The organism is Streptomyces sp. NRRL B-3229 (assembly GCF_000719505.1).
Taxonomy (GTDB): Bacteria; Actinomycetota; Actinomycetes; order Streptomycetales; family Streptomycetaceae; genus Streptomyces; species Streptomyces griseorubiginosus.
Genome location: NZ_JOGP01000011.1, coordinates 219,323 through 243,232 on the forward strand (window position 1 = coordinate 219,323; position 23,910 = coordinate 243,232).

At 71.0% G+C, this 23,910-nt stretch carries 21 protein-coding genes, 2 tRNA genes and 1 pseudogene; 11 read left to right on the forward strand and 13 right to left on the reverse strand.

Translation table 11 applies throughout. The features are described from left to right. Positions 1-85 precede the first annotated feature (85 nt). The 3 genes from aroA (at position 86) to IF54_RS0120095 (ending at position 2,853) form a co-directional block, all read left to right on the forward strand. Positions 86-1,411: a 3-phosphoshikimate 1-carboxyvinyltransferase gene (gene aroA / locus IF54_RS0120085; protein ID WP_030320553.1), complete on the forward strand. Its 1,326-nt coding sequence runs from the start codon at positions 86-88 to the stop codon at positions 1,409-1,411. An 11-nt stretch (positions 1,412-1,422) separates the two neighbouring features. Beyond that, entirely contained in the window at positions 1,423-2,433 is a 1,011-nt protein-coding gene (gene rsgA / locus IF54_RS0120090; RefSeq protein WP_030320554.1) for a ribosome small subunit-dependent GTPase A, read from the forward strand. 96 nt (positions 2,434-2,529) lie between these two features. Continuing rightward, positions 2,530-2,853 (forward strand): DMT family transporter, encoded by a 324-nt coding sequence (locus IF54_RS0120095; protein ID WP_030320555.1) that lies wholly within the window; start codon positions 2,530-2,532, stop codon positions 2,851-2,853. A gap of 26 nt (positions 2,854-2,879) precedes the next feature. Here the strand turns inward: IF54_RS0120095 and IF54_RS0120100 are convergent, their stop codons facing one another. Continuing rightward, positions 2,880-3,488, reverse strand: a complete 609-nt coding sequence (locus IF54_RS0120100; RefSeq protein WP_037820266.1) for a TetR/AcrR family transcriptional regulator — start codon at positions 3,486-3,488, stop codon at positions 2,880-2,882. Between the two features lie 234 nt (positions 3,489-3,722). Between IF54_RS0120100 and hisN the strand changes: the two genes are divergently transcribed. The 3 genes from hisN (at position 3,723) to IF54_RS0120115 (ending at position 5,614) form a co-directional block, all read left to right on the forward strand. Beyond that, positions 3,723-4,523 carry a histidinol-phosphatase gene (gene hisN / locus IF54_RS0120105; RefSeq protein ID WP_030320557.1) on the forward strand — a complete coding sequence of 267 codons (801 nt, stop codon included), beginning with the start codon at positions 3,723-3,725 and terminating at the stop codon, positions 4,521-4,523. A gap of 177 nt (positions 4,524-4,700) precedes the next feature. Next, positions 4,701-5,111, forward strand: a complete 411-nt coding sequence (locus tag IF54_RS0120110; RefSeq protein ID WP_030320558.1) for a cyclic nucleotide-binding/CBS domain-containing protein — start codon at positions 4,701-4,703, stop codon at positions 5,109-5,111. Between the two features lie 86 nt (positions 5,112-5,197). Next, positions 5,198-5,614, forward strand: a complete 417-nt coding sequence (locus tag IF54_RS0120115) for a Fur family transcriptional regulator (protein ID WP_030320559.1) — start codon at positions 5,198-5,200, stop codon at positions 5,612-5,614. Between the two features lie 127 nt (positions 5,615-5,741). Here the strand turns inward: IF54_RS0120115 and IF54_RS0120120 are convergent. The 4 genes from IF54_RS0120120 to IF54_RS0120135 all read right to left on the reverse strand — a co-directional run bounded on the left by IF54_RS0120120 (position 5,742) and on the right by IF54_RS0120135 (position 11,058). After that, a tRNA-Met gene (locus IF54_RS0120120) sits at positions 5,742-5,815 on the reverse strand. A gap of 134 nt (positions 5,816-5,949) precedes the next feature. Next, positions 5,950-7,758, reverse strand: coding sequence for a tetratricopeptide repeat protein (locus IF54_RS0120125; protein ID WP_030320561.1), 1,809 nt, complete (start codon positions 7,756-7,758; stop codon positions 5,950-5,952). 205 nt (positions 7,759-7,963) lie between these two features. Continuing rightward, positions 7,964-8,037 (reverse strand) — tRNA-Met (locus IF54_RS0120130). A 54-nt stretch (positions 8,038-8,091) separates the two neighbouring features. Next, positions 8,092-11,058, reverse strand: coding sequence for a UPF0182 family protein (locus tag IF54_RS0120135; RefSeq protein WP_234439022.1), 2,967 nt, complete (start codon positions 11,056-11,058; stop codon positions 8,092-8,094). 164 nt (positions 11,059-11,222) lie between these two features. On the opposite strand from IF54_RS0120135, the gene IF54_RS0120140 reads away from it, so the two are divergent. Then, on the forward strand, positions 11,223-11,765 hold the full coding sequence (locus tag IF54_RS0120140; protein WP_030320565.1) for a PPA1309 family protein: 543 nt from the start codon (positions 11,223-11,225) through the stop codon (positions 11,763-11,765). A gap of 10 nt (positions 11,766-11,775) precedes the next feature. Here the strand turns inward: IF54_RS0120140 and IF54_RS0120145 are convergent, their stop codons facing one another. From IF54_RS0120145 to IF54_RS0120160, 4 genes are all read right to left on the reverse strand, one after another. Next, the gene (locus IF54_RS0120145) at positions 11,776-12,870 is read right to left on the reverse strand and encodes a PDZ domain-containing protein (RefSeq protein ID WP_030320567.1); all 1,095 of its coding nucleotides are present in this window, start codon (positions 12,868-12,870) and stop codon (positions 11,776-11,778) included. A gap of 60 nt (positions 12,871-12,930) precedes the next feature. Then, a complete protein-coding gene (locus IF54_RS43040; RefSeq protein ID WP_162952026.1) occupies positions 12,931-13,095 on the reverse strand; it encodes a hypothetical protein in 165 nt (54 codons plus the stop codon). Positions 13,096-13,283: 188 nt separating this feature from the next. Continuing rightward, positions 13,284-13,745: a molybdenum cofactor biosynthesis protein MoaE gene (locus tag IF54_RS0120155; protein WP_030320569.1), complete on the reverse strand. Its 462-nt coding sequence runs from the start codon at positions 13,743-13,745 to the stop codon at positions 13,284-13,286. 178 nt (positions 13,746-13,923) lie between these two features. Beyond that, positions 13,924-15,039, reverse strand: a complete 1,116-nt coding sequence (locus tag IF54_RS0120160) for an SDR family oxidoreductase (protein WP_030320572.1) — start codon at positions 15,037-15,039, stop codon at positions 13,924-13,926. 191 nt (positions 15,040-15,230) lie between these two features. Here IF54_RS0120160 and IF54_RS0120165 point away from each other — a divergent pair, with 191 nt between their 5' ends. Beyond that, on the forward strand, positions 15,231-16,682 hold the full coding sequence (locus IF54_RS0120165) for a zinc-dependent metalloprotease (RefSeq protein WP_030320574.1): 1,452 nt from the start codon (positions 15,231-15,233) through the stop codon (positions 16,680-16,682). Continuing rightward, positions 16,679-17,200 (forward strand): NUDIX hydrolase, encoded by a 522-nt coding sequence (locus IF54_RS0120170; RefSeq protein WP_030320576.1) that lies wholly within the window; start codon positions 16,679-16,681, stop codon positions 17,198-17,200. Before IF54_RS0120165 ends, IF54_RS0120170 begins: the two co-directional genes overlap by 4 nt. Before the next feature lie 60 nt (positions 17,201-17,260). Here the strand turns inward: IF54_RS0120170 and IF54_RS0120175 are convergent, their stop codons facing one another. From IF54_RS0120175 to IF54_RS0120190, 4 genes and pseudogenes are all read right to left on the reverse strand, one after another. Then, positions 17,261-17,998: an AIM24 family protein gene (locus IF54_RS0120175; protein WP_030320577.1), complete on the reverse strand. Its 738-nt coding sequence runs from the start codon at positions 17,996-17,998 to the stop codon at positions 17,261-17,263. Positions 17,999-18,017: 19 nt separating this feature from the next. Then, the gene (locus IF54_RS0120180; protein ID WP_020136711.1) at positions 18,018-18,695 is read right to left on the reverse strand and encodes an AIM24 family protein; all 678 of its coding nucleotides are present in this window, start codon (positions 18,693-18,695) and stop codon (positions 18,018-18,020) included. A gap of 4 nt (positions 18,696-18,699) precedes the next feature. Next, positions 18,700-20,329, reverse strand: a pseudogene (locus IF54_RS43915) (TerD family protein). Positions 20,330-20,444: 115 nt separating this feature from the next. Next, positions 20,445-21,041, reverse strand: a complete 597-nt coding sequence (locus tag IF54_RS0120190) for a M48 family metallopeptidase (protein WP_063754943.1) — start codon at positions 21,039-21,041, stop codon at positions 20,445-20,447. Positions 21,042-21,302: 261 nt separating this feature from the next. Between IF54_RS0120190 and IF54_RS0120195 the strand changes: the two genes are divergently transcribed. Together IF54_RS0120195 and IF54_RS0120200 are read left to right on the forward strand one after the other, a co-directional pair. Beyond that, positions 21,303-22,520: a TOMM precursor leader peptide-binding protein gene (locus tag IF54_RS0120195; protein WP_030320578.1), complete on the forward strand. Its 1,218-nt coding sequence runs from the start codon at positions 21,303-21,305 to the stop codon at positions 22,518-22,520. Further along, positions 22,513-23,889 (forward strand): ABC1 kinase family protein, encoded by a 1,377-nt coding sequence (locus IF54_RS0120200; protein WP_030320580.1) that lies wholly within the window; start codon positions 22,513-22,515, stop codon positions 23,887-23,889. Before IF54_RS0120195 ends, IF54_RS0120200 begins: the two co-directional genes overlap by 8 nt. Positions 23,890-23,910 lie beyond the last annotated feature (21 nt).

A 23,910-nucleotide genomic window follows, 5' to 3' on the forward strand; every position in this document is an offset into this window, starting at 1 on the left:
CTGTGACATCAGCGGCTCCGCCGCGGGGCGCGACCAGCCACGACGGCGCAGCACCCGACACACAACCCCCGACTAAAGTGAACCCATGGCTTTGAACCCCGCAGACACCGCCCTCTGGCCCGCCCCCCAAGCAAGCGGAGCCGTCGACGCCACGGTCCACGTCCCGGGGTCCAAGTCAGTCACCAACCGCGCCCTCGTACTGGCAGCCCTCGCGAGCGAACCCGGCTGGCTCCGCCGCCCCCTCCGCTCCCGCGACACCCTCCTCATGGCCGCCGCCCTCCGCGAGATGGGCGTCGGCATCGAGGAGGGAGTGGGCCCCGACGGCACCGGAGAGACCTGGCGCGTCCTCCCGGCAGGACTCCGCGGTCCCGCCACCGTCGACGTCGGCAACGCCGGCACCGTCATGCGCTTCCTGCCCCCCGTCGCCGCCCTTGCCGACGGCCCCGTCCGCTTCGACGGGGACCCTAGGTCGTACGAACGCCCCCTGCACGGCGTGATCGACGCGCTGCGCGTGCTCGGCGCCCGGATCGACGACGACGGTCGGGGTGCCCTCCCCCTGACGGTGCACGGCAGCGGCGCCCTGGACGGCGGCCCGGTGGAGATCGACGCCTCCAGCTCGTCCCAGTTCGTGAGCGCCCTGCTGCTGAGCGGCCCGCGCTTCAACCAGGGCGTCGAGGTCCGCCACGTCGGCTCCTCGCTGCCGTCGATGCCCCACATCCGTATGACCGTCGACATGCTCCGCGCGGTCGGCGCCCAGGTGGACACCCCGGAGTCGGGCGGCGAGCCGAACGTCTGGCGGGTCACGCCGGGCGCCCTGCTGGGCCGGGACCTGACCATCGAGCCCGACCTGTCCAACGCCCAGCCGTTCCTGGCGGCCGCCCTGGTGACCGGCGGCCGGGTGGTGATCCCGGCCTGGCCGGCCCGCACCACCCAGCCCGGCGACCGGCTGCGCGAGATCTTCACCGAGATGGGTGGTTCCTGCGAACTCACCGAGTACGGGCTGGTGTTCACCGGTTCGGGTGGCATCCACGGCATCGATGTCGACCTCGGCGAGGTCGGCGAGCTGACCCCGGGCATCGCGGCGGTCGCCGCCCTCGCGGACTCCCCCTCCACCCTGCGCGGGGTGTCCCATCTGCGTCTGCACGAGACGGACCGGCTGGCCGCGCTCACCAAGGAGATCAATGAGCTCGGGGGTGACGTCACCGAGACGGCCGACGGACTGCACATCCGCCCGCGCCCGCTGCACGACGGGATCTTCCACACCTACGAGGACCACCGCATGGCCACCGCCGGCGCGATCATCGGCCTCGCCGTCGAGGGGGTACAGATCGAGAACGTCGGGACGACGGCCAAGACCCTGCCGGACTTCCCGGATCTGTGGACAGGGATGCTCGGGAGCGACAGGCCGTAGGGACGTAGACGATGCGCCGCTACGGCAAGCACACCGACGAGGACGACATCCGCAGCCGCCCCAACCGCAAGGGGAACCGGCCGCGCACCCATATCCGGCCCAAGCACGAGGACGCCTCCTGGGGCATGGTCCTGACCGTCGACCGGGGCCGGCTGACCGTCCTCGTGGACGGCCGCATCGTCATGGCGATGAAGGCCCGCGAGCTCGGCCGCAAAGCGGCGATCGTCGGCGACCGGGTGGCCCTCGTCGGCGACCTGTCGGGCCAGAAGGACACCCTCGCGCGGATCGTCCGGATCGAGGAGCGCACCTCGGTGCTGCGCCGTACGGCCGACGACGACGACCCGTACGAGCGGGTGGTCGTCGCCAACGCCGACCAGCTCGCCATCGTCACCGCCCTCGCCGACCCGGAACCCCGGCCACGGCTCATCGACCGCTGCCTGGTCGCGGCCTACGACGGCGGGCTGACCCCCCTGCTGGTCATGACCAAGTCGGACCTCGCCCCACCGGACAAGCTCCTGGAGCTCTACGGCGACCTGGACATCCCGTATGTCGTCACCAGCCGCGAGGAGCTGGAGAACGGCGATGCGGCGGCCCGGGTGCGCGAGCAGCTGGACGGCAAGATCACGGCCTTCGTCGGCCACTCGGGCGTGGGCAAGACCACCCTGGTGAACGCGCTGGTCCCGGAGGACCGCAGGCGCCTGACCGGTCATGTGAACGCGGTGACCGGCCGCGGCCGCCACACCACGACCTCGGCGCTGGCGCTGCCCCTGGCGGGCGACGACGGCTGGGTGATCGACACCCCGGGCGTGCGGTCGTTCGGGCTGCACCACGTGGACCCGTCCCGGGTGATCCACGCGTTCCCCGACCTGGAGCCGGGGACCGAGAACTGCCCTCGCGCGTGCAGCCACGACGAGCCGGACTGTGCGCTGGACGAGTGGGTGGCCGAGGGCCACGCCGATCCGGCCCGGCTGTACTCGCTGCGCCGGCTGCTGGCGGCACGGGAGCGCACGGAGGGGGACTGACCGGGAGCCGGGGCGACTGACCTCCGCGTTGTTTGGGTGTACGCGAGTTCGGTAAGTGCATACTCGCACCGAGCCGGACATACGGGAGGACAGCACATGGCGTGGCTGCTGGTGGTGGTGGCCGGGTTGCTGGAGACCGGTTTCGCCGTGTGTCTGAAGCTCTCCCACGGGTTCACCCGGCTGTGGCCGACCATCGCGTTCTGCATCTTCGCGCTCGGCAGCTTCGGCCTGCTGACCCTGTCACTGAAGAAGCTGGACGTCGGCCCCGCCTATGCCGTGTGGACCGGTATCGGCGCGGCGGGCACCGCGATCTACGGAATGATCTTCCTCGACGACCTCGTCTCGACGCTGAAGATCGTCTCGATCAGCCTGGTGATCATCGGCGTGATCGGCCTCCAGCTGTCGGGCTCACAGCACTAGGTCCCGCCGGTCGCGCGGACTGCCGCTCACGCGAACTGGCGGTGCAAGGCGCTGCGGACCAGGTCCGCGACGCCGCCCTCGCCCGGCGGAGCGACCACGCAGGACAGGGCGAGCCGGACGGCCAGTTCGCAGGAGCGGGCGAGTTCGGGGACGTCCGCCTTGTGCACGCCGGGTCCGGCGAGGACCGAGACGGCACGGTCGCGGACCAGGGCCACGAAGTCACCGGGCGACGGCAGCGGCCCGTCCGCCCGGCGCTGGGCCGGCACCGCGGAGGAGGACGGCACCGCGGAGAGCGTCGGCGAGGGCAGCCGTTCCCCCCAACAGCCGGTGAGCATGGCCCGTACCAGCGCGTTCTCCCGGGCGGAGACCGCGGTCCACTCGGCGGCCGCGGTCAGCCGCTCGCGGGCGTCGCCGTGCGCGGTGAGCGCCCGCTCCACGCCGACGAGGTAACCGTCGGCCTCTCGTCTCACGAGCGCGCGGGCCAGCCCTTCCTTGCTCCCGAACTCGTTGTACAGCGTCTGCCGGGACACCCCGGCCACCACCGCGACGTCCACCATCCTCACGGCGGACCACGGCCGACGCGCCAACGCCGCGTAAGCGGCATCCAGCAGCGATTCCCGAGCAGCAGGCATCATCGCCTCCCAGGGAGCAAGCAGCCCTGCGCCCAGATTTGACGCGCCCGGGGGCACTGTCAAGGGTTCGCGGGGGCATGAGGAAGTGCGCGAACTTCGCGCAGGCGCAACGACAACGGACCCGCAGCCGCCGTACGACCGGACCCGGCACCCCACCAGGCGTCCACACTCCGAACTAGGCGTCCACACTCCGACCCCTATAGCACCGCACCGACAGCGACAGATACCGTTCGCCCCATGCCGGACTACCTCGACGACCTCCGCCTCGCCCACGTCCTCGCCGACGCGGCCGACGCGACCACCATGGACCGCTTCAAGGCGATGGACCTCAAGGTCGAGACGAAACCGGACATGACCCCGGTCAGCGAAGCAGACAAGGCGGCGGAGGAACTCATCCGCAACCACCTCAAGCGGGCCCGCCCGAGGGACGCGATCCTCGGCGAGGAGTACGGCGTGGAGGGCACCGGCCCCCGCCGCTGGGTGATCGACCCCATCGACGGCACCAAGAACTACGTGCGGGGCGTCCCCGTGTGGGCCACCCTGATCTCCCTGATGGAGGCGGCGGAGGGCGGCTACCAGCCCGTCGTCGGCGTGGTCTCGGCCCCCGCCCTCGGCCGCCGGTGGTGGGCCGCGAAGGGCCACGGCGCCTTCACCGGCCGCAGCCTGTCCTCCGCCTCCCGCCTGCACGTCTCCAAGGTCGGCAAGCTCACCGACGCGTCCTTCGCGTACTCCTCGCTCACCGGCTGGGAGGACCAGGGTCGGCTGGGCGGGTTCCTGGACCTGACCCGCGAGGTCTGGCGCACGCGCGCGTACGGCGACTTCTGGCCGTACATGATGGTCGCCGAGGGCTCGATCGACATCTGCGCCGAGCCGGAGCTGTCGCTGTGGGACATGGCGGCGAACGCGATCGTCGTCACCGAGGCCGGCGGCACCTTCACCGGTCTCGACGGCCGCCCCGGCCCGCACAGCGGCAACGCCGCCGCCTCCAACGGCCTGCTCCACGACGAGCTGCTGGGATACCTCAACGAGCGCTACTAGGCCTACCGGAGCCGAACAGCGCACCCAGGAAGCACATCTGAGCGCGTGCGCCCTCAATCGGTAGCGCGCGCCCCCTTGTTGACCCTCGCTTTACCTGGGACTCTGAACCCACCCTCATTTGTGAACTTGTGAACCACTGAACTATCCCAGTGGCCCACCTGGAGGTGACTCCGACCCATGCTCGTCCGCGACGCCATGAGCACGGTGGTCCTGACCATCGGCCCCGCCCACACCCTCCGCCAGGCCGCCGCCCTGATGTCCGCCCGCCGGGTGGGCGCGGCCGTGGTCCTCGATCCCGACGGCACCGGAACCGGCATTCTGACCGAGCGAGACCTTCTCAACTCCGTGGGCCTGGGCCAGAGCCCGGACGCGGAGCACGTCCACGCCCACACCACCACCGACGTCGTGTTCGCCACCCCGACCTGGACGCTGGAGGAGGCCGCGCAGGCGATGGCCCACGGCGGCTTCCGGCACCTCATCGTGCTGGACCACGGCGAGCCCGTGGGCATCGTCTCGGTCCGCGACATCATCCGCTGCTGGGCACCGGCACGGCAGCGCGTTCCGGCCGGCACCGGGTCACCCCACTAGAGCCACACTGGACTCAGTCCAATTCGAGCAGCCATCCAATCTCACACCCGTTCGGATTCTGGTCTCCAGCTGTTAGGCTGGTGCACATGAGCGACCTACTGGAACGACTGCGCGGCCGCGGATGGCGGATGACCGCGCAGCGGCGCGTCGTGGCCGAGGTCCTCGACGGCGACCACGTCCATCTGACGGCCGACGAGGTCCACGCGCGCGCCGTCGCCAAGCTGCCCGAGATCTCCCGGGCGACCGTCTACAACACCCTGGGCGAGCTGGTCACCCTCGGCGAGGTGCTCGAGGTCGCGACCGACAAGCGCGCCAAGAGGTACGACCCCAACGCGCACCGGCCGCACCACCACCTGGTCTGCGCCCAGTGCGGCGCCATCCGGGACGTCCACCCCACGGGCAACCCGATGGCCGACCTCCCCGACTCCGAGCGCTTCGGCTTCACCGTCTCGGACGTCGAGGTGACATACCGCGGCGTGTGCCCGAACTGCGCGGCGGCCTGACGAACCACACCGAAGCCCCGGCGTCCTTCCAGGACGCCGGGGCTTCGTGCTGCCCACGGGACAACAACCCGACAGGGCAACAAGCCGAGGGCCGGAACCCTTTCGGATTCCGGCCCTCGGCCTTCAGTAGCGGGGACAGGATTTGAACCTGCGACCTCTGGGTTATGAGCCCAGCGAGCTACCGAGCTGCTCCACCCCGCGTCGATGAATGCAACGTTACGTGAAGGATGAGCCCAGAAGCAAATCGCTCAACTGCACTCCCTAGGGGCGCGGGGAACTGCGCGACGAGCCACAGCGGACCCGCAGCCGCCAGACGTGCTCACCCGGCGCCCACATCAGGCAGACAGTTCTTCCCGCAGCGCGTCCCGCAACCGCGCCGCCCGCTCCGAGACCTCCGCCGGCCCCAGCGCCACCGCCCGGTCGGCCCACCGCTGCCCCTCCGCCAGCTCTCCCCGACGCGCGTAGACGAGGGCCAGCCGCAACGCCGCCCGCCCGTGCCCCGCGTCGGCGGCCCGGGTCCACCACACGGCGGCCTCCGGCTCACTCCCCTCGCGGGCGAGCAGCAGTCCCAGGTTGAAGGCGCCGTTGCGGGAGCCGGCCTCCGCGGCCTCCCGGTACCACCGGGCCGCCTCGACGACATCGCCCCGGGACGCGGCGAGCATCCCCACCCGCACCTGGGCGCGCCGGTGCCCCTGCGAGGCCGCCCGCTCGTACCACTCCTCGCACTCGCTCTTCTCCTCGTGCACCGGCTCCCCGAGCGTGTGCGCGGGCACCGGCGGCCGCCGGGCGTCGAGCACGGTGGCGAGCCGGTACGCGGCCTCCGCGCTGCCGCCTCCCGCCGCGCACCGCAGATGCCGCTCGGCGGTGGCCTCGTCGCCGTCCCGCAGCCGGGCGATGCCGACCTGGAGCGCCGCCTCGGTGTGCCCGGCGGCGGCCGCCCGCTCGTACCAGCGCAGCGCGACGGCCTCCTCGCCCCGTCCGGCGAACAGGATGCCGAGGTTGAACGCGGCGTCGACGCTCCCGGCCTCGGCGGCCTTGGAGAACCACGGCTCCGCACCGGCCGTGTCACCGCCCTGGAGCAGCAGGATGGCCAGCGCGTTCGCCGCCTCCCGGTGCCCCGCGTACGCGGCCCGCCGGTACCACTGCTCGGCCTGTGCGGTCCGGCCCTGCTCGGCGCAGAGCAGCCCGAGGTTGTACGCGCCGTTGTCGTCCCCGGCGTCCATCGCGGCCCGGTACCAGCGCTCGGCGGTCTGCGGCTCGCCGCGCTCGGCGTGCAGCGCGCCCAGCGCGTTGGCCGCGTTGCCGTCGCCGTCCTGGGCGGCGCGCAGCCACCACACGGCGGCGCTCTCGGTGTCGCCCGCGTCCCGCAGCAGGAATCCGAGCGCGCAGGCGGCCCGCGCCTCGCCGTCCTTCGCGGAGGTCAGGTACCAGCGGCCGGCCTCCTTGAGCGCGCCGCGCCGCTCCAGAATGGCCCCGAGGTGCAGCGCCGCCCGCCGGTGCCCGCGCGCGGCGGCCTGCCGGTACCACTGCTCGGCGTCGGCCCCGGCGCCGTGGTCCTCCCCGACGTCCCCCTCGGGCACCAGTCGGCGGTCGAGGGTGCGGGCCAGCCGGTAGGCGGCCTCCCGGTGTCCCCGCTCGGCGGCGGTCCGCATCCACTGCTCGGCGTCCGCGTCCCCGCGGTGCTCCAGCAGGTCGGCGAGGGCGTAGGCGCCGAGCGCGTGCCCCTGCTCGGCGGACTGGCGCAGCCAGTACTCGGCGGCGGGCTCGTCGCCCCGCTCGCGGTGGTGGCGGCCCAGCGCGTGGGCGGCCGCGGCGGAACCGGCGACGGCGGCGATCCGCCACCAGCCGGCCGCGTCGTCGGCGTACCCGCGCTGGTGGAGGAGGACGCCCAGGTTGTTGGCGGCGGCCCGGTCGCCGGCGGCGGTGGCGGCACGCAGATGGGGCTCGGCTCCGTCGAGATCACCGCGGCGCAGCAGCAGGGCGCCGAGGACGCTCATCGCCTCGACGTCACCGGCTTCGGCGGCGAGCCGCTGCCGGACCTCCTCGGCGGCGTCGTCAGGCGCCTCCCCGACCCCGTCCCGCCCGGAAGGTTGCACAAAACGCCCTGTCTCGAACAGAGTTGCCTTGTCCCCCATAACGTCCATCGTCGCACCACCTGCAACCTGGGTACACCTGGTATACCGCAGCCAGTGAGGTCACTTCAGCGTTTTGTCGACATGCCCACAGAACGACAAGTGAAACACAGTTCCCGCCAACTGCCCCCGGCGGCACGGCCGTCGCTTCCTCGGCACATGCGTTCGCACATCACGAAGGCCCGGATCCTGAAAGGATCCGGGCCTTCGATTCCAGTAGCGGGGACAGGATTTGAACCTGCGACCTCTGGGTTATGAGCCCAGCGAGCTACCGAGCTGCTCCACCCCGCGCCGTTGTGTTCCAACCGTATCACGGCGCGGAGGTGGGCTTTGACCAGCGGTTGCTCAGCCGCTGGGACTGCTGCTGGGCTTCGGGCTGCTGCTGGGCTTGGGACTGCTACTGGGCTTGGGACTGCTACTGGGTTTGGCGCTGCTGCCGCTCTTGTTCGCCGCGGCCTGAGCGTCCTCCGCACGCTTGAGTGCGTCCTGGAGGTCGTCCTGGGCCCGGCCGTAGGCCTCCCAGTCACCCTTCTTGAGGGCTTCCTGGCCGGCGTCGAACGCCTTCTGGGCGTCGTTCAGGGCCTGTTGGACCGTCGGGTTGCTGGAAGTCGGCGGCGGCTTGGTCCCGCCGTCGTCCTCCGGTGGCGGGGTGGTCGAGGCGTCCGCCCCGAAGACCTTGTTCAGGGCCTGGTCGAGGGTGTCCTCGAAGGCGGTGTTGCCGCCGTAGGTCACCAACACCTTCCGCAGCAGCGGGTACTTGAGTCCACCACCGCGTACGTAGACCGGCTCCACGTAGAGCAGTCCACCGTCGAGCGGCACCGTCAGGAGGTTGCCGTACTCCACATTGGAGTCGCCTCTGTTGAGGAGGCTGATGGTCTCGGCGATGTCCTGTTCGGAGTTGAACTGGCTCTGCACCTGTTTGGGCCCGTTGACCGTGGTGTTGGTCGGGAGTTTCAGGATTCTGATCTTGCCGTAGTCACTGGTGCCCGCCTCGGCGTCGACCGCCATGAACGCGCTGAGGTTGTCCCGGCCGTTGGGCGTGAACGTCGTCGTGAGCGAGAACGCCTGCGCCTTCTGGTCGGGCATCTTCATGCTCAGGTAGTACGGCGGCACCGCGTCGCCCGACTTGTTGGTCGGGTCGTCCGGCACCTGCCACACCTCGCTGCCGCTGAGGAAGGTGTCCGCGTCCTCGACGTGGTAGCGGGCCAGCAGTTCGCGCTGGACCTTGAACAGGTCCTGCGGGTACCGCAGATGGGCCATCAGGTCGGTGGAGATGTCCTTCTTCGACTCCACCGTGCCCGGGAACGCCTTCATCCAGGTCTTGAGAACCGGGTCCTGGGTGTCCCACTGGTAGAGCTTGACCTGGCCTGTGTACGCGTCGACGGTCGCCTTCACCGAGTTGCGGATGTAGTTGACCTGGTTCTGCTGGGCCACCACCGCGCGCTGGTTGTTGGTCGCGGTCAGCGAGTCGGCCGTGGTGTCACCGAGGGTCGTGCGCGAGGAGTACGGGTAGCCGTTCGTCGTGGTGTACGCGTCGACGATCCACTGGATCCTGCCGTTCACCACCGCCGGATAGGCGTCGCCGTCGATGGTCAGCCAGGGGGCGACCGCCTCGACGCGCTGCTTGGGCGTGCGGTTGTACAGGATCCGCGAGCCCTCGCCGATCGCTCCGGAGTAGAGGATCTGCGGCTCGCTGAACGCCACCGCGTACGCGGCCCGGTTGACCGGGTTGGAGAGGTTGACCCCGCTCTTGGCCTTGTAGCTGTAGGTCTTCTCGCCGGAGTCGTCGGAGTAGTCGATCTCCTTCTGGGGACCGCCGACGATCGAGTAGGTGGTGGTCTTCTCGCCGTAGTAGACGCGCTGCTGGTACTCGCCGAGGTCGCCCTGGGAGGGCAGGTTGGACTCGGTGAAGACCGGGCGGCCCTCGTCGTCGGCCTCGGTGCCCTTCGCGGCGACCACGCCGTAACCGTGGGTGTAGCGGAAGTGGTCGTTGATCCAGTTGTTCTTCGGGATGCCCGCGAGGTTCAGCTCACGCAGCCCGATGACCGTGTCCTGATCCCCGGCGTTCTTGCCGTCCTTGCTGTACCGGTCGACGTCCAGGTTGGTCGGGAACGCGTAGTAGTTGCGCATCTGCTGGAGCTGCTGAAACGTCGGCGAGACGACGTTGGGGTCCACGACCCGGATGCTGGCCGTGGCGTCGACGTCGTCGCGCAGCGTGGTCTTGTCCGTGGTGGTGGACTTGCCCGCGTACTCGGTCACCGAGGCGTCGTCGATGCCGTACGCCTCGCGCGTCGCCTTGAGGTTCTTCTCGACGTACGGGGCTTCCTTGGCCTGCTCGTTCGGCTGGACCTGGAACTTCTGGACGATCGCCGGGTAGAGGCCGCCGATGAGGATCGCCGAGAGCACCATCAGGCCGAAGCCGATCACGGGCAGCTGCCAGGTGCGGCGCCACAGGGTGGCGAAGAACAGCAGGGCGCAGATGACGGCGATGCAGAACAGGATGGTCTTCGCCGGCAGATAGGCGTTGGCGTCGACGTACCTCAGGCCGGTCCAGCTGTCGGTCGCCTTGAAGTCGCTGGACTTGACCGCGAGGCCGTACCGGTCGAGCCAGTAGGCGACCGCCTTCAGGGTGACGAAGACGCCGAGCAGCACCGAGAGGTGTCCGGTGGCCGCGGCCGTGGCCCGCGCACCCGGCGAGGTGATCCTGAGGCCGCCGTAGAGGTAGTGGGTCAGGGCCGCGGCGATCACGGAGAGGATCGTGGCGGCGAACCCGAAGCCGAGCAGGAACCGGTACCAGGGCAGGTCGAAGGTGTAGAAGGAGATGTCGAGGTGGAACTGCGGGTCCTTCTGGCCGAAGGAGACGCCGTTGACCCACATCAGCCAGGTCCGCCACTGGCCGGCCGCCGAGGCGCCCGCGATGAGGCCCACCAGGGAGACGATGCCGAGCAGCAGCCACTTCTTGTACGGCGCGATGCCCATCCGGTAGCGGTCGAGGTTCTGCTGCTCCATGGACATGGCGCTCAGCGGCGGCCGGAGCCGGTGCGCCAGCCAGATGTTGAGGCCGACCGCGAGGGCCATCAGCACACCGAAGACGAAGAACAGCCCGATCTTGGTCCACAGGGTGGTGGTGAACACGGACGAGTAGTTCACCGAGCGGTACCAGAGCCAGTCAGTCCAGAAACCCGCGAACATGGTGAACGCCATGCCGAGGACGGCAAGGACGCCCAGCGTCATGAGCAGGGTCCTGGCACGCCGGGACGGGCGGCCCACTCTCATCCGCGGCCCTGTCGGGCCTCCGCCGCGGTCCGGCATCTGGAAAGCCAAGGTGCGCACCTCGAAGTTCGCTGTCGATCCGTCAGACCCCCGGGTTCGCGGGCCCTGGGTGGCCCCCCGTGATCGCGGGCCCCCACCTATGCAACTTACTCACCGTTTACTCGGTTCCCGATTCCGGTGATGAACGAGGCAGGATTGTGACCATGTCCAACACTCCCATGGCGGCGAGCCCGCTCACCCGGGCCGTACTCGAGATCGACGAGTACGCCTCCGGCCTCGGCTGGGACCAGCCCGCCCGCCTCTTCGCCCTCGTCGACACCGCCCGGCTGCGCGCCCAGGAACCCGCTCTCGCGAGCCAGCTCGGTCAGGAGGGGGCGCAGGAGTCCGCGGCTCTGACCCCGGTCGAGCAGGAGGAGATTCCCGCGGGCAAGCCCCTCGACGAGTTCCTCGGCACCATCGCCTGGCCCGACGCGGTCGTCGGCTGCGCGCTCACAGTCGAGCGCCTGATGCTGCCGCCGTCGGCTGAGGCGTCCGTCCCGCAGGGGCTGAGCGAGGCCAAGCTGGCGAAGTGGGTCGCCGAGCACCCGGACCGCCAGGAGGTCCGCATGACGGTCGGGGTGCTGCGCGACGGCACCCGCGACTCGGCGCTGCGCCTGCGCGAGAAGGACTCCCCCACGGAGGTCCTCACGGGCGGCGACCTGGTCCCGGGCCTCGCGGAGGCGTTGTCGGCGACGTTCGCGGACTAGCCCCGCGCGGCTAGCTCTTCGTGCACTTCGGCAGGTCGGACGTCTTGCCCTCGCGGAGGTCCTTGAGCGCGCCGAGGGCGTCGTCGATGGTGTTCACCTTGATCAGGGTGAGCCCGCTCGGGGTGTCCTTGGCGGCGGCCGCGCAGTTGTCGGCGGGCGTCAGGAAGTACTGGGCGCCCTTGTCACGTGCGCCGACCGTCTTCATCTCGATGCCGCCGATCGGGCCGACCTTGCCGTCGTCGTCGATCGTGCCGGTGCCGGCGACGAACTTGCCGCCGGTGAGGCTCCCCGGGGTCAGCTTGTCGTAGATGCCGAGCGCGAACATCAGGCCGGCGCTCGGGCCGCCGACGTCGGCGAGCTTGATGTCGATGGTGAACGGGAAGGTGTGGTCGGTCCCGGCGGCGATCCCGACGATGGCCCGCTTGGCGCCGTCGTCCTCGGACGTCCTGGTGGTGATGGTGATCTTCTCGGTCTTCGTCGCCGGCTTGTTCGCCTTCTCGGCGGCGGCCTGTTCCTTGGCGGGCACGATCGTGAAGACGACCTTCTCGCCCGGCTTGTGCCTGGTCACCAGCTTTGCGACGTCATCCGGGGCCTTCACCGCCGTCCCGTCGACGTCCTTGATCACGTCACCGGCGTGCAGCCTGCCCTCGGCCGGGGAGTCCTTGACGACGGTCGAGACGATCACCCAGGACTGCACGGGGACGTGCAGCTCCTTCAGGGCGGCGACCTTGGCGCTCTCCTGGGACTGGCTGAACTCCTCGGCGTTCTCCTGGGTCGACTGCTCCTCGGTCTTGCCGTCCGGGTAGAGCGTGTCGTGCGGGACGACCTTGGCGTCGTGCGCGAGCCAGCCGTAGACGGCCTCGACGATGTTCATCTTGTAGTCCGCGCTGGTGACCCGGACGGTGGTCATGTTCAGGTGACCGCTCGTCGGATACGTCTTGCGTCCGGAGATCTGGAGCACCGGCTCGCCGCCGTGGTCCCCGAGGGTGTTCACCGTGGGGCCCGGTGACAGCTCGGAGTAGGGCACTTTGATGAAGACTCCCGCGCAGAGAAGCGCGATCAGCATCAGGGTGGAGGCGAGCATCGTCGCGGTGCGGCGTGGCATGGCACGACAGTACGGGACGTATCTGTCGGACCATCGTCAGGGCGCCGTACCCGGCCGAGGTCAGGTACCGGAGTGGGACTTCTCCATGGCGGCGCGGAAACGGGCGTAGCCGTCGAGCTCGGGGCCGTCGCTGCGGACCTTGCGGGTGCGGTTGGCCCAGCTGCCCCACAACCCGGCCGCGACCGCGGCCACGAGTGGAATCAACAACCAGATGAGCGCCCCCATGCCGACCTCCGACCCCGGACCGAGCGACCGCCGAGCGATCGCGGAAAACTGACTGATCAGCAGATTAACCATCCGCACTGACAACGCTCGTGCCAGGGGTGCGGTTACGCAACCGGAGGGGTGAAGGAAGGGTTCAGCAGGTGCCGACGGCAGGCTCAGCAGGCGCCGACGGCGAGCCAAAGGCGGGCTCAGCAGGCGCCGACCCATTCCTCCGTACCGTCAGAAAACGTCTGGTGCTTCCAGATCGGCACCTCGTGCTTGAGATCGTCGATCAGCTTCCGGCAGGCCTCGAAGGCCTCGCCCCGATGCGGACAGGAAACGGCGACGACGACAGCGAGGTCCCCGACGCCGAGATCCCCCACCCGGTGCACAGCGGCGAGCGCCCGCACCGGGAACTCGGCGACGACCTTTTCCGCGACCCTTCGCATCTCGGCCTCGGCACTGGGGTGGCAGGAGTACCCGAGCTTGTCGACGTCGACCCCACCGTCGTGGTTCCGCACGGTCCCGACGAACAGCGCGGTCCCTCCGGCGGCGTCGTCCCCCACGGCCCGGAAGACCTCGTCGAGGGAGAGGGGGGTGTCGCGGATGGCGAGGAGCTTGATGGGCTCGTCGGCGGTCTGCTCACCGGGGTGATCGCTGATGGCTGCCATGCCTCCATCGTGCCGCACGCTCCGACCGACCCGGAATCGAACTTTCACCAGGCACACGCGTGTGCACGATTGGAGACTCGTACAGTGCACTCACCCAGGGGCGCGGGGAACTGCGCGACCGGCCACGACTGACCCGCAGCCGCCCGACTGCCTCACGCCCCCCGCTGAGGCGCACCCCTCAGATTCTCCGCCGGGCCTTCCGAGCCCGCCGCACCACAGCCGCCGCACCGAGCAGCGCAACCGTCGCCCCCGCCGCCCCCGCCGCCGTCGCGTCCTTCCGCCCCAGCCGCCGCCCGGCGACCGTGTGCCGCCCGGCGACCTCCTCGAGGAGCTCCGCGAGCACCTCCTCGTTGGTCCACCGCGGCCGCCACCCGGCGTCGTGCAGCCGGCTGCCGCTCACCACCCAGGGGTACATGGTGTACGCGAGGTCCCCGGCGGGGGACGGCGTGAGTCCGATCCGGTGCAGCCGGGCCGCCGCGCCCAGCGCCACCGCCGACGGCAGCTCCATCCGGCGGATCCCGCTGAGCTCCTCGATCTCCTCCTGCTCCAGCCATCCGTCGCAGCCCACGGCCAGTTCCCCGTCGACCTTCTCCAGGACGGCGTGCTCCAGAGCGGCGCACAGGTCCTCGACGTGGCAGAACTGCCAGGCGGGCCGGGACCCGGCCACCACCAGCAGCCGGGGCGACTCGAAGTACCGGGTCAGGGCGGTGTCGGTGCCCCCGCCCACCAGTACGGCGGGCCGTACGACGGTGACGTTGAGCCCGGGGTGCGCCCTGGGGGCCCGCCGCGCGAGCCGCTCGATCTCCAGCAGGTCGCCGACGCCGGTCGCCTCGGCGGTGGCCCGCAGCTCTGCGTCCTCCGACAGGGGCAGCTCGTTGTCCGGCAGCGCGCCGTAGACCATCGCGGAGGTGCACAGCACGACCCGGTGGACGCCCGCTGCCGCGGCCGCGGTCAGCACGGTCTGCGTCCCCCGGACGTTGTAGGCCGTACGTGCGGCGGGGTCCGTCTCCAGATCGAGGTCGAGGGCCAGATGCACCACGACATCGGCCCCGCGGAGCTTGTCCGCGATGGCCGGATCCCGCACGTCCAGGATGTGCCACTGCGCCGCCGCGCACTCGCCGCGCCGCTCGTCCAGCGCGATGACCTGCTTGATCTCCTCCGAGGCGGCGAGCCGCTCGACGAGCAGTGCTCCGACGCCGGACGCGGCACCGGTGACCGCGACGACTGGCCCGCGCGTGGCGGGATTGGTTGACTGGTTTCGCGCTGCGCGAACCTGCGGATCAGGGGAACTCACCGGGCGTCTCCAGCGGTTGTCTTCAGTAGGAACGCGAGTGACGCGTACGTACCAGGTGGCATCCATCCTGCCGCAGGCGGAGAGTCGGCGGAGCACCGAGGCCCTCACGGCCCGCGGTGTCTACGCTGGGGGGTGTTATCGGGCAGCCGCGCCACCGGGGCAACCGGTGGCCTTACCAGCCGAGGAATCCCGTGAGTGACACCCCATTCGGATTCGGCCTTCCGCCGGAGGAGCCGGACGACGGCGACGAGGGCAAGAAGAAGGACCAGCAGAGCGGCGGTGGTCAGGGACCGAACAACCCGTTCGGTTTCGGCGGCCTGCCCGGCGCCGGAGGCTTTGGCGGCCCCGGTGCGGACAATCCGCTCGCTGCCATGTTCGGATCGCTGAACCCCACCGACCTGGGCGCCGCCTTCCAGCAGCTGGGCCAGATGCTCTCGTACGAGGGCGGTCCGGTGAACTGGGACATGGCCAAGCAGATCGCCCGCCAGACGGTGTCCCAGGGCACCGCGGACGGCACCAAGGACGCGAGCGTGGGCCCCGCCGAGCGCACCGCGGTCCAGGAGGCCGTCCGCCTGGCCGACCTCTGGCTCGACGACGCGACGTCCCTGCCGTCCGGCGCGGGCTCCGCCGTGGCGTGGTCCCGCGCGGAGTGGGTCGAGGCGACCCTGCCCGCGTGGAAGGAGCTCGTCGACCCGGTGGCCGAGCGGGTCGGCACCGCGATGGGCGATGTCCTGCCGGAGGAGATGCAGGCCATGGCGGGCCCGCTGATCGGCATGATGCGCTCGATGGGCGGCGCCATGTTCGGCACCCAGATCGGGCAGGCCGTCGGGGTGCTCGCGGGTGAGGTCGTCGGCTCCACCGACATCGGCCTGCCGCTGGGCCCGGCCGGCAAGGCCGCGCTGCTGCCGGCGAACATCGAGGCGTTCGGCAAGGACCTCGGCGTTCCCAAGGACGAGGTGCGGCTGTATCTCGCCCTGCGCGAGGCCGCCCACCAGCGCCTCTTCGCGCACGTGCCGTGGCTGCGCTCGCACCTGTACGGCGCGGTCGACGGCTACGCGCGCGGGATCAAGGTCGACACCGCCAAGCTGGAGGACGTGGTCGGCCAGTTCGACCCGCAGAACCCCGAGCAGCTCCAGGACGCCCTCCAGCAGGGCATGTTCCAGCCGGAGGACACCCCGGAGCAGAAGGCCGCCCTGGCCCGTCTGGAGACGGCTCTGGCGCTGGTGGAGGGCTGGGTGGACGCGGTGGTCCACGCGGCCGCGAAGCCGCGTCTGTCGTCCGCCGACGCGCTGCGCGAGACCCTGCGCCGCCGGCGTGCCTCGGGCGGCCCGGCCGAGCAGACCTTCGCCACGCTGATCGGCCTGGAGCTGCGCCCCCGCCGTCTGCGGGACGCCTCCCGCCTGTGGGCCTCGCTCACGGACGCGCGCGGTGTCGACGGCCGTGACGGCCTGTGGGCCCACCCGGACATGCTGCCGACCGCCTCCGACCTGGACGACCCGGACGGCTTCGTGCACCGCGAGCAGCTGGACTTCTCCGAGCTGGAGAAGATGCTCGGCGAGACGGACAGCGGCTCCGACGGCTCCGACGGCTCCGACGGCTCCGACGGGAAGCCGGACCTGAAGAAGGACGACGACACCGAGTGAGCCTCCATGACGACGCGGTCCTCGTGATCAAGGGGTACGAGGGCCAGGAGGAGCTGCGCCAGGCCTACCTGGACCATCTCGCGGCCCACCCGGACGGCATGTGGAAGGCATGTCAGGCGGGGCACGTCACGGCGAGCGCACTGGTGATCGACCCGTCACGCGGACAGGTCCTGCTCACCCTTCACAAGAAGTTGCGGATGTGGCTCCAGATGGGCGGCCACTGCGAGCCGGCCGACACCTCCCTGGAGGCGGCGGCCCTGCGCGAGGCGACGGAGGAGTCGGGGGTCGCCGGTCTGACCCTGCTGCCCGGCGGCCCGGTCCGCCTGGACCGGCACCCCATCCCGGCGCCCTGCAACTGGCACTTCGACGTGCAGTACGCGGCTCTCGCCCCGGCCGGAGCCGTGGAGACGATCAGCGAGGAGTCCCTCGACGTGCGGTGGTTCGCCTACGACGAGGTGGCGGACGTGGCGGACGAGTCCGTCGTACGCCTGCTGGAAGCGACCCGCGCGAGGCTGTGAGCGCCTTCTAGGCGCATGGGTAAGGGGCGCCCGGTATTGCCGGGCGCCCCTTACCCATGCCTAGCTGTTGCTGCCCCCGAGGGAGTTGCCGCGCATGCCGAACTGGCCGAGGACCCCGCCGTTGCGCATGCCCTGCGGCGGCAGGAGCTCACTCGGCTGGACCAGGACGTGGCCGGTGCCGCCGAAGTGCATCTCCCAGCCCTCGCCGGTGGTACCGCGGCGGCGCCACACTCCGGAGGTGGAGGTGGGTGCCTGGAGCTGGGTGCGCAGGGACGTGGACCAGGCGATGACGGCGTCGGAGTCGACGCAGACGTTCTTGTCCGGGCCCACCTCGAGGACCAGCGGCTCGCCCGAGGTCATCAGGACGACCTGCCCGGAGCCGGACAGCTCCAGGTTGTAGGCGCCCGCGGAGGCCACCTCGACGGCGCTGTCCACGGCGACGATGCCGACGCCGAGGGAGCCGTCGAAGGCGAGGATGTAGGAGCTGTCGACGGTGATGCCGCGGCCGACCTCCATGATGTGCAGGTGCTGGGCGACGTTGGCCAGGTAGACGACGCCGTTGCCCTTGCAGCGCATGAGGTCGAGGCCCTCGCCGGTCATCCGCTCGACGTTGCGCCAGCTGCGGTTGCGGTACTGGCTGTCGAACTCGACCTGTCCCTCGAAGGCCACCATGGCGCCCTGCCGGGCGAGCACGGGACTGCTGCCCTGCGTGACGTCGGTCTTCAGGAGCTGCGGGTTCTGGAGCGTGTAGCGGCCGGTCGACTCGACCGGGACGTGTGCGAAGAGTGTGCTGTGCATGATGTGCCTGGTGCTCCCCTCAGCCCCGGATCTTGAATCGGTCGCCGGTGTCCTCGCTCGGCTGGACGACGACGAAGCCCTGCCCCTTGAAGCCGATCTGGAAGGCCTCGCCACTGCCACGGCCGATGAGGGCGCTCGCCTTGATGGTGCGGCGGGCCTTCATCTCCAGGCCGGCCGTCCAGGCGACGAGGGCGTCCGGGTCGACGTACGTCTCGCGTTCGGCGCAGTCCAGGGCCATCGGGATGCCCCGGCTGACCAGGGCGACCCAGCCGGTGCCCTTGACGACCAGGTTGGTCAGACCGGAGCCGGACAGTTTGGCGAGTCCCTTGACCGGCTCGATGGCGAGTTCCAGGGAGGCGTCGCAGGCCAGCAGGGTGGCGCCGTTCACGGACAGCGCCTCACCGTTGAGGTGCAGGACGAGGATGTCGCCGCCGTAGTCGGCGAGATACAGGTCGCCGTCACCGCGGGCCAGCATCAGCCGGCCGCCCTCTCCGGTGACCATCTCCTCCGCCGAGCGGCGCAGGCTCGCGGGCGCCGCGTCGAACTGGACATAGCCGTCGTAGGCGATCATCGAGCCGGCCTTGGCGATCAGGTCGTGGCCGGTGACCATGGTGACCTTGAGCGTCTTGGAGCTGTGCACACTCATCCGGACGCCGGTCGCGGCGGCGCGGTGCGCACTCAGAGTCTGGGTGTCCATGGCCTCACACCTCGAAGGGCTGTACGACGACGAAGTTTCCGGGGGCGCCGCGGAACTGGAGGTTCACGGCCTCGGTGGTCTGCCGGGCGTACCCGGAGCGGCGCAGCCTGAGCGAGGTCGTGGTGACCGCCTGCGCACCGGCCGACCAGGCGATGACGGCGTTGCCGTCGACGTAGGTGGCCGCGCCGACGGGCAGGACGACGGGCACGCCGCGTGTCTTGACGACGACGGCTCCCGTGCCGGAGAAGAGCATGCTGAAGAAGCCTCCGCCGGGCAGTCCCGCGCCCTCGATGCGGCGAACCTCGGTCTCCAGGGTCTCGTCGAAGGCGAGCACGCCCTGGGCGCTGGTGTAGATCTGCTCGCCCTGAAGGCGGATCACGAAGACGCGGCTGGCCTCGTCGGCGAGGAACACCTCTCCGTTGCCGGTGCAGCGCATCAGGGACATGCCCTGGCCGGTGAGCGCTCCGGTGAGCTTGCCGAGCAGTCCCGAGCCCTTGTGGGCGAAGTCGATGTCGCCCTGGTAGGCGACCATGCTGCCCTGCTTGGCGAGGATGGGCGCGTCCTTGGTGAGGGTGGCCCGCACCAGGTTGGCGTTCTGCTCCGTCCAGCGGTCGCCGACGGGGGCTTCCGCGTACTTCGTCAGGACGACCCGGACGTTGGCCTCCGGCGGCACGGGGGCGAGCTGGGTCCCGCCGCCGAAGGGCTGCGCCTGTCCTGGGAAGGCACCGGGCGCGCCGGGGGGCGCGAACTGACCGGCGACGGCGCCGGGAGGGGTGAACTGGCCGGCGGGGGCGCCGGGAGGGGCGTACTGGCCCGCCGGTGCTCCCGGAGGGGCGTACTGGCCCGCCGGAGGTGCTCCTGGTGGCGTGAAGGTCTGCCCCGGAGGGGTGAAGGCCTGGGGGCTCGTCGGTGCGGCGGGGGGGGGGGGCGGGGGGGCGGGGGGGGGGGGGGGCGGGGGGGGGGGGGGGGGGGGGGGCCGGTGCGGGCGCCGGGGGCGCGCCGAACGAAGGCGCGGGCGGGGCCGCCTGCGGGGGCGGCGCGAAGGCCGGCGCCTGGGGCTGCGCCGGGATGCCGGGCTGGGGCGCGGGCTCCGGAGCGGCCTCCTCCTCGGCGACCTCGCCGCCGAAGTTCTTCAGCAGCGCCTCCAGACCGCCGTCGAAGCCCTGGCCGACCGCGGCGAACCGCCAGACGTCCTTCAGGTAGAGGTCGCCCACCATCAGGGCGCGCTCGGTGGAGAACTCGCTGCCGTCGAACGGGTACCGGGCGACTTCCTCGCCGCCGGCGACGATCCGGAGGTAGCCGGGAGCGATCTGCGACATCTGTCCGTCGCCGTCGATCGTCGCCGTGAACGACAACTTCTGGATCTGCGACGGAATCTGGTCGAGGGTGACCCGGAACGACTCCGTGTCGCCCGATTGCGCCCCCAGGAGCTGGATGGAGTCCTCGGGGGACTTGGGCTGGTTGAAGAAGATGAAGTACCGGTCGTCGGAAAGCCGTTCGTCGGCGTCGAGGCCGAAGCAGCTGATGTCGAAGGTCAGTCCGGGGCCGGAGATCTGTACACCTACGTACAGATCCGTGCCCGCGGTCAGGTCACTGATCTTGGCCTTGTGGCCGCGCTGGAATTCCCTGGCCATGCGTAACGACCGTCCCCCATCCCGAATGCGAGTGCGTCGCGACAGGCTAACGGCAAAGTCGGACACCGGCTCAAGCCGGTACGGATCCGGTACAAAAACCCGTTCGAGTCGACCGTCACTCTCCGCGCCCGGGCGGCAGGTGCGGCAACCGGTCGGCGGCCACCACGCCCTCGAGATAGCCCTTGGCCCGCTCGGTGCGCGGATACGCCTCCAGCAGTCGCCAGAACCGGGGCCCGTGACCGGGGACGAGCAGATGCGCCAGCTCGTGGAGCAGGACGTAGTCGACGACGTACTCCGGCATCCCCTGAAGTCGGTGCGACAGCCGGATGCTGCCCTCGGACGGGGTGCAGGAGCCCCAGCGCGTGTTCTGGTTGGTGACCCAGCGCACCGAGGCGGGCCGGGCCCGGCCGTCGAAGTACTGCGCCGACAGCCGCTGCGCCCGCTCGGAGAGCTCGGCGTCCCCGAGAACCCGTTTGCTTTCCTGTGCGGCCAGCTTGTCGAGCATGACGCTGACCCAGCGCTGCTCCTCGGCCTCGGACATCCGGGCAGGGATGAGCACGACGGTGCGATCGCCCTCGCGGTACGCGGAGACCGTCCGGCGTCGGCGGCTGCTCCTGCGTACCTCGATCGCGCTCGCCCCCGGGCCGCTCGGCGGCTGGCTCGTCGTGCTGCGCTGTGGCGTTCCGGCGCTGTGCAGTGGATCGGCGGGCACGCCCTGACGTTACCCGCTGCACATGGGGGAAGTCCCGACTCCGGGACGGTTCGGTTCCGATCCCCCTCCATGCGTCTGATTTGTACGACGAACAGCCCTCACCTGTGGACAACTTTCGGCACGTGATGTCCGGCTCCGGGCATGCTGGCACCGCCGCCGAAACCGCGACCCGACCGTCGCCGGGTTCCGGTGGCGGACGGGGATGTTCTACGAGGGCTACGGGGGCCTGTCATGGAAGCAGTGGTTCCGCCGGCACACACCATGGTTCCGCGGATGAAGCCCGCGCTGCGGCGCGGCTGGCGCGATCTGCACACCGTGCAGTTCGGGATGACCCCGGCGCACGCGCTGACGCTGGGCCCGATGGACCAGGCGACGGGCGACTTCCTCGATCTCCTCAACGGCACGCGCGGCCTCGCGCTGCTGCGGGAGGAGGCACGCGGGATGGATCTTCCCGAGGGTCATGTCGACGCGCTCGTGGACCGGCTCGTCCGGGCCGGGCTCGTCGAGGACGCGCAGGGCGGCGGACCGGCCGCGGACGCGCTGCGCGGGAAGAAGGACGTGATGGACCGGCTGGCGCCCGACCTGGCGTCCCTCTCCCTGACCACGTCCGCGCCGGATGAGGCGATCCGGCTCCTGGCCGCCCGCCGCTCACTGCGCGTGCAGGTCAGAGGTGCCGGCCGGGTGGGCTCGGTGCTGGCCGCACTGCTCTCGGGTGCGGGGGTGGGAGAGGTGGACGTGCGGGACTGGGGCCGGGTCGAGCCGGGGGACGTGGCCCCGGGCGGACTGCCCGCCGCCTCCGTCGGCGAGCGCAGGGACACGGCCGCACGCCGGGCGGTGTCCGCGGCGGCTCCCGGCCGCCCGCCGCGCCGCGCCTCCCGGACCGCGACCGGAGGGGACGACCCCGGTTTCTCCCTCGTGATCCTCGCCCCGCGCGACGACGTCGACGTGCACGCGCCCGCCATGGCGGTGGCCGAACCCCTGGTCCGGTCCGGGACACCTCATCTGTACGCGGGTGTGGTCGAGGGGACCGGGGTGGTCGGCCCCTTCGTCCTTCCGGGCGAGACGGGCTGCGCGGGCTGTCTGCACGAGACGCGGACCGACCGGGACGAGGCCTGGCCGCGGCTGGTCGCCCAGTGGCGCTCGGGCAGCAGGCCCCGGCCGGCCCGCCCCTGCGACCTGGCGCTGGCCACGACCGTCGCGGGACTGGCGGCCGCGCACGCCCTCGCCTTCCTGGACGGCCGGGCCCCGTCGAGCGCCGGTGCCCGCTGGGAGGTCTCGCTGCCCGGCCTGAACTGGCACGCACGGCCGGTGTGGCCGCATGCGGCATGCCCGTGCGGGGCCGCGGAGAAAGGTAAGGGAGAACACACCTCCAAGGAGGAGGCTTCGCACGAGACAATGGCAGTGCAAGGGTCGTCGGAGGAGTCGTGCCGCAAGGCAACCGCACCACGGCCTGCTGGGACCTGGAGGGCGCATGTCTGATCTTCCCCGGAAGGCGGTCACCCGGACCGCCAAACTCGCCGCGCTCCCGCTCGGCTTCGCCGGGCGGGCCACCTGGGGACTCGGCAAGCGGATCGTGGGCGAGTCCGCGGAGATCGTCGGCCGCGAACTGCAACAGCGCACCGCCGATCAGCTCTTCAAGGTGCTCGGGGAGCTCAAGGGCGGTGCCATGAAGTTCGGGCAGGCCCTGTCCGTCTTCGAGTCGGCGCTGCCCGAGGAGGTCGCAGGACCCTACCGGGCGGCCCTGACGAAGCTCCAGGAGGCGGCGCCTCCGATGCCCACCCGCACCGTGCACACCGTGCTGGAGGAGCGGCTGGGCGAGGACTGGCGGCAGCTGTTCGCCGAGTTCGACGACAAGCCCTCCGCGGCGGCCTCCATCGGCCAGGTGCACCGGGCCGTCTGGCACGACGGACGCGAGGTCGCGGTCAAGGTCCAGTACCCGGGGGCCGGTGAGGCCCTGCTGTCCGACCTGAACCAACTGGGGCGCTTCGCCCGCCTGTTGGGGCCCCTGGTACCCGGCATCGACATCAAGCCGCTCATCAACGAGCTGCGCGACCGGGTGTCGGAGGAACTCGACTACGGTCTGGAGGCCCAGGCCCAGCAGGCCCACGCCGAGGAGTTCGCGGACGACCCGGACGTCGTGGTGCCGGCGGTGGTCCACCAGGGCGAACAGGTCCTGATCACGGAGTGGCTCGAGGGCGTCCCCCTGTCCGAGGTGATCGCCGACGGCACCCAGGAGCAGCGCGACCGCGCCGGCCAGCTGCTGGCCCGGTTCCTCTTCTCCGGCCCCGCCCGCACCGGCCTGCTGCACGCCGACCCGCACCCCGGCAACTTCCGTCTCCTGCCCGGCGGACCCGAGGGCGAGGAGGACTGGCGCCTGGGCGTCCTGGACTTCGGCACCGTCGACCGGCTCCCCGGCGGGCTGCCGGAGACCATCGGCGCCTCGCTGCGCATGACGCTGGAGAGCGACGCCGAGGCGGTCTACGAACTGCTGTGCACCGAGGGCTTCGTCAAGGACTCGATAGAGCTGGACCCGGACGCCGTCCTCGACTACCTCCTGCCGATCATCGAACCGGCCGTGGTCGACGAGTTCACCTTCACCCGGAGCTGGATGCGCAGTCAGGCCGCCCGGATCGCCGACCCGCGCTCCCCCGCGCACCAACTGGGCAAACAGCTCAACCTTCCGCCGGCGTACCTGCTGATCCACCGGGTGACCCTGAGCACCATCGGCGTCCTGTGCCAGCTGGGTGCCGCGGTCCGACTGCGTGAGGAACTGGAGGAGTGGCTGCCGGGGTTCCTGCCGGAGGACGACGGCGGGGAGGAGGAGGAGGAGTCGGCCGCGGAGGCGTGACGCGACGCGGTCTGCCACCAG

Coding starts and splice junctions, on each gene's coding strand:
- aroA (WP_030320553.1), top strand. CDS start 86: ATGGCTTTGAACCCCGCAGACACCGCCCTCTGGCCCGCCCCCCAAGCA.
- rsgA (WP_030320554.1), top strand. CDS start 1,423: ATGCGCCGCTACGGCAAGCACACCGACGAGGACGACATCCGCAGCCGC.
- IF54_RS0120095 (WP_030320555.1), top strand. CDS start 2,530: ATGGCGTGGCTGCTGGTGGTGGTGGCCGGGTTGCTGGAGACCGGTTTC.
- IF54_RS0120100 (WP_037820266.1), bottom strand. CDS start 3,488: ATGATGCCTGCTGCTCGGGAATCGCTGCTGGATGCCGCTTACGCGGCG.
- hisN (WP_030320557.1), top strand. CDS start 3,723: ATGCCGGACTACCTCGACGACCTCCGCCTCGCCCACGTCCTCGCCGAC.
- IF54_RS0120110 (WP_030320558.1), top strand. CDS start 4,701: ATGCTCGTCCGCGACGCCATGAGCACGGTGGTCCTGACCATCGGCCCC.
- IF54_RS0120115 (WP_030320559.1), top strand. CDS start 5,198: ATGAGCGACCTACTGGAACGACTGCGCGGCCGCGGATGGCGGATGACC.
- IF54_RS0120125 (WP_030320561.1), bottom strand. CDS start 7,758: ATGGACGTTATGGGGGACAAGGCAACTCTGTTCGAGACAGGGCGTTTT.
- IF54_RS0120135 (WP_234439022.1), bottom strand. CDS start 11,058: ATGCCGGACCGCGGCGGAGGCCCGACAGGGCCGCGGATGAGAGTGGGC.
- IF54_RS0120140 (WP_030320565.1), top strand. CDS start 11,223: ATGTCCAACACTCCCATGGCGGCGAGCCCGCTCACCCGGGCCGTACTC.
- IF54_RS0120145 (WP_030320567.1), bottom strand. CDS start 12,870: ATGCCACGCCGCACCGCGACGATGCTCGCCTCCACCCTGATGCTGATC.
- IF54_RS43040 (WP_162952026.1), bottom strand. CDS start 13,095: ATGGGGGCGCTCATCTGGTTGTTGATTCCACTCGTGGCCGCGGTCGCG.
- IF54_RS0120155 (WP_030320569.1), bottom strand. CDS start 13,745: ATGGCAGCCATCAGCGATCACCCCGGTGAGCAGACCGCCGACGAGCCC.
- IF54_RS0120175 (WP_030320577.1), bottom strand. CDS start 17,998: ATGCACAGCACACTCTTCGCACACGTCCCGGTCGAGTCGACCGGCCGC.
- IF54_RS0120180 (WP_020136711.1), bottom strand. CDS start 18,695: ATGGACACCCAGACTCTGAGTGCGCACCGCGCCGCCGCGACCGGCGTC.
- IF54_RS0120195 (WP_030320578.1), top strand. CDS start 21,303: ATGGTTCCGCGGATGAAGCCCGCGCTGCGGCGCGGCTGGCGCGATCTG.
- IF54_RS0120200 (WP_030320580.1), top strand. CDS start 22,513: ATGTCTGATCTTCCCCGGAAGGCGGTCACCCGGACCGCCAAACTCGCC.